This is a genomic window from Cellulosilyticum ruminicola JCM 14822 (assembly GCF_001311925.1).
Taxonomy (GTDB): Bacteria; Bacillota; Clostridia; order Lachnospirales; family Cellulosilyticaceae; genus Cellulosilyticum; species Cellulosilyticum ruminicola.
In genome coordinates, this window is sequence record NZ_BBCG01000124.1 from 1 (window position 1) to 3,684 (window position 3,684).

The window sequence follows — 3,684 nt, forward strand, 5'->3', positions numbered from 1 at the left end:
AGTTCAAAGAATAGGAAAGTTGGCTTTGCATGAAAAACGTTTAAGACAAACCACCTATCTAAAATAGAAGGTTATTTAGAACAACTTATTGTTGCTGGAAAAACTTAGTCTTAAGTTAATGATTATGAAATTATATATTTAGACAAAACTTAAGCTATAAAAAATCATCTACAAATATTTAACTATTCATAGATAACTTTTTTATATAATATCACTTAACTAAATGACATTGACCTGAGCGTATTATTTTTTCTAATGCAGCATGTCATGATCGAATAAAAATGGATGAACTAATGACAGATAAAGGAACAGTTTACATTTGTGATAAAGGCTACATTGACTATAAAAAATTTGACAGTTATACTTCAAAGGAAATTTACTTCGTAAGTCATCTTAAGGATAATGCAAAATTTAAAGAAGCCATAAATCTACCTATCACACAATATAACAAAACCCAGCCGTTGTTACTAGCAGCTTCAACTATCATATATGATAAGAAGGTACGCCTTGGTAAAGAATCCATTAATCTTACAAAGCATTTTTATAGGGTTGTAAAGATTATAGATCACATAGGTAAAGAGCTTATATTTGTAACTAATCTCATGTGTTATAGTTCAGAAGAAATAGCATAGCTTTATAAAAAACGTTAGAACATAGAACTATTTTTCAAGTGGATTAAACAACATTGTAAAATCAAAACCCTTATGGGACATAGTGAAAATGCTGTAAGGATTCAAATGATAACAGATATAATAACTTATTTATTACGTCGATTAACCCTTGAAAAGGTTGAAATAAAGATAAGCTTAATCAATTTAAAGCATAAAATAAAAAATAAGCTGCTATTCAAACATGTAATCAAAATGCAATGCCATAAAACAGCATTATTTAGTAGCTCCTAAAACATAGAAAAATGAATAGCGATCCAAGTAATTATACCCTTAGTGCATCTAACTTTACTAGATAAATATAAAAATTATCTATTTAAGTCTGTAAAGCATATTTTAGAAGTATAAGTCAATGAAAATTTTAGTTAGTAACTAAACATTAGTGATAAAAACTATGTATACAAAAAATGTTCCACGTGGAACAATCTAAAGTGTTTCACATAGAACAATCTCTATTTATAAACTTATTATTTTTTCTTAAGCTTATTTTTACTTAGAAGGCTTTTATTAATAATTATACGAAGTTCCTTAACTTCATCTTCTTTTAAATCTCGCTTTGGAATAATAAATGCTTGCTGTGCATTTATAAATATTAAAAAAGTGTTTTTTACTTTCATATGCTCTATACATTAATGGCCATTCATATTTAATACTAGAATTTTGATCTATGCAATTAATTCCTTCAGTATTAATAACAATTTCTTTTTCCATACCTAAACTACACTTATCTGTTCTTATCATCTTTCTACATATATGTTCTACTTCTATTGGTAGTAAAAATAAAACAACTACTGCAAAATAATCAAGATATAAATTAAATCCCTCTATCTTATAAATTCCTAAAAAATTTAGAACTAATTCTATAATCACTATTAAGCTTACCAATGCATATAATATTACTCTAACCTTGGTCTTAGTAAATACATTAAAGTATACCACTTCACGATAATCTTCCTTAGTAATGGTTGTTTTAAATTTAATTTCTTTCTCTTCTTGCATACTTTCCCCTTTCATTTTCCTTCTGTTTATAAAATCTTTTAAAATCACCTTAGCAAACTAATCTATAAGTATATCTTTATTGTAATATACTTACTCAAATAAATCTTTAATTATAATAACTTAAGGTAAAAAAGATAGTAATAAACTATTTAGTTTATTACTATCTTTTTCTCTATATATAAATAGATTGTTATTCTAAATTACATTTGTACTGGTGCACAGATTCCTAATAATGCTAATGCATTTTTAAGAACATATTTAGTCACAACTACAATTGCTAAACGTGAGTTTTTAACTTTTTCATCTTCTACAAGGATAGGATTTTCATTATAGAATTTGTTAAATGCTTGTGTTACATCTACTGCATATCTAGCAATATATGATGGTTCATATTTGTTTGCAGCCTCTTTAATTGTAGTTTTGAAATCTGCAATTTTTTTGATTAATGCTACTGTTGATTCATCTGCAAGTACTGAGTAGTCTACATCAAAGTTAGGAATGCTATCTAATTCGATGCCTGCTTTACGAAGTACACTACAAGCTCTAGCATGAGCATATTGTACGTATGGACCTGTTTCTCCATTGAAGTCTAATGCTCTTTCCCATGAGAATTGAATATCTTTGATAATATTATTATACATATCATCAAATACGATTGCTCCGATACCTACTTGTCTAGCAACTTCTTCTTTATTTTCAAGGCTTGGATTTTTTTCTTCAATAATTTGTTTTGTTTTATCTACAGCTTCTTTTAAAATATCTTCTAAGAAGATGATGTTACCATTTCTTGTAGAAAGTTTAGCACCACCTTCCATACTTACCATACCAAATGGTACGTGTACTAAATCTTTATGCCATTCATGTCCCATTTTTTCAATTACTTTGAACCATTGTGCAAAGTGAAGGTTTTGTTGAAGAGCTGTTACATAGATACATTTTTTGAAATCATATATTTTTTTACGATATTCAGCTGCTGTAATATCACGAGTTGCATATAATGAGCTACCATCATTTTTAGTAATTAAACATGGTGCCATATTTTCTTCGTCTAAACGAACTAATTTAGCTCCTTGATCTACTTCGATAAGACCTTTGTCTTCCATTTCTTTGATAACTGCATCCATTTTATCATTGTAGAATGCTTCACCGTTAAAGCTATCAAATTCTACACCTAATAATTTATAAACACGTTCAAATTCTTTTAAGCTTACTTCTTTGAACCATTTCCATAATGCTAACGATTCTTCATCACCTTGTTCCATTTTTGTGAAGTAATTTCTAGCTTCTTGCTCCATTTCTGGATGTTCTTTAGCTTCATCATGGAATAATACATAGATTCTAAGTAACTCAGAAATACCTTTTTCTTCGATTGTTTCTTTACTAGAATATTTTTTGTAAGCGACAATTAACTTACCAAATTGAGTTCCCCAGTCACCTAAGTGATTAATCCCTACACAGTTATAACCAAGTGCTTCAAAAATTTGATATAAACTATTTCCAATTACAGTTGAACGTAAGTGTCCTACGTGGAATGGTTTTGCAATGTTTGGTGATGAGTAGTCAATTACTACATTTCCTAAGTTTTTCTCCTTTGCGAAACCATATGTTTCTTTTTCAGTTAATACATCTGTAAGAACTTCTTTTACGAACTCTACTTTATTTACAAAGAAGTTAATATAAGCATTTACATTTTCTACTTTGTCTAAGAAATCAACTTCACCTAATTCATCAACAATATCTTTTGCAATCATTGGAGGTGCTTTTCTTAACTCTTTTGCCAATTTAAAGCATGGGAATGCATAATCTCCCATTGTTGCATTTCCTGGAACCTCAATCATACTGTAGATGTCATCTACTGATAAACTATTAATTTTTTCATTTAAAAGTTGTGCGATTTCTAATTTAAAATCTTTCATTTTTACGCTCCTTCAACCTTAATTTCTTAATTTATATTATTATATTGTAACTAAATATCTATTTCATAGCAAGTTTTCCATCTAAATAAAAAAGTGGCTCT

At 28.2% G+C, this 3,684-nt stretch carries 4 protein-coding genes; 1 reads left to right on the forward strand and 3 read right to left on the reverse strand.

Annotation, left to right across the window (positions count from 1 at the left end; all coding sequences use genetic code 11):
- Positions 1-245 precede the first annotated feature (245 nt).
- Positions 246-632 (forward strand): transposase, encoded by a 387-nt coding sequence (locus JCM14822_RS18090; RefSeq protein WP_278287261.1) that lies wholly within the window; start codon positions 246-248, stop codon positions 630-632.
- 503 nt (positions 633-1,135) lie between these two features.
- On the opposite strand, the gene JCM14822_RS25315 is transcribed toward JCM14822_RS18090, so the two are convergent.
- From JCM14822_RS25315 to argS, 3 genes are all read right to left on the reverse strand, one after another.
- Positions 1,136-1,261, reverse strand: a complete 126-nt coding sequence (locus tag JCM14822_RS25315) for a hypothetical protein (protein WP_408606227.1) — start codon at positions 1,259-1,261, stop codon at positions 1,136-1,138.
- Positions 1,203-1,667, reverse strand: coding sequence for a hypothetical protein (locus tag JCM14822_RS22285; protein WP_242861564.1), 465 nt, complete (start codon positions 1,665-1,667; stop codon positions 1,203-1,205). Before JCM14822_RS22285 ends, JCM14822_RS25315 begins: the two co-directional genes overlap by 59 nt.
- A 200-nt stretch (positions 1,668-1,867) precedes the next feature.
- On the reverse strand, positions 1,868-3,583 hold the full coding sequence (gene argS / locus JCM14822_RS18100; RefSeq protein ID WP_054744013.1) for an arginine--tRNA ligase: 1,716 nt from the start codon (positions 3,581-3,583) through the stop codon (positions 1,868-1,870).
- Positions 3,584-3,684: the final 101 nt, after the last annotated feature.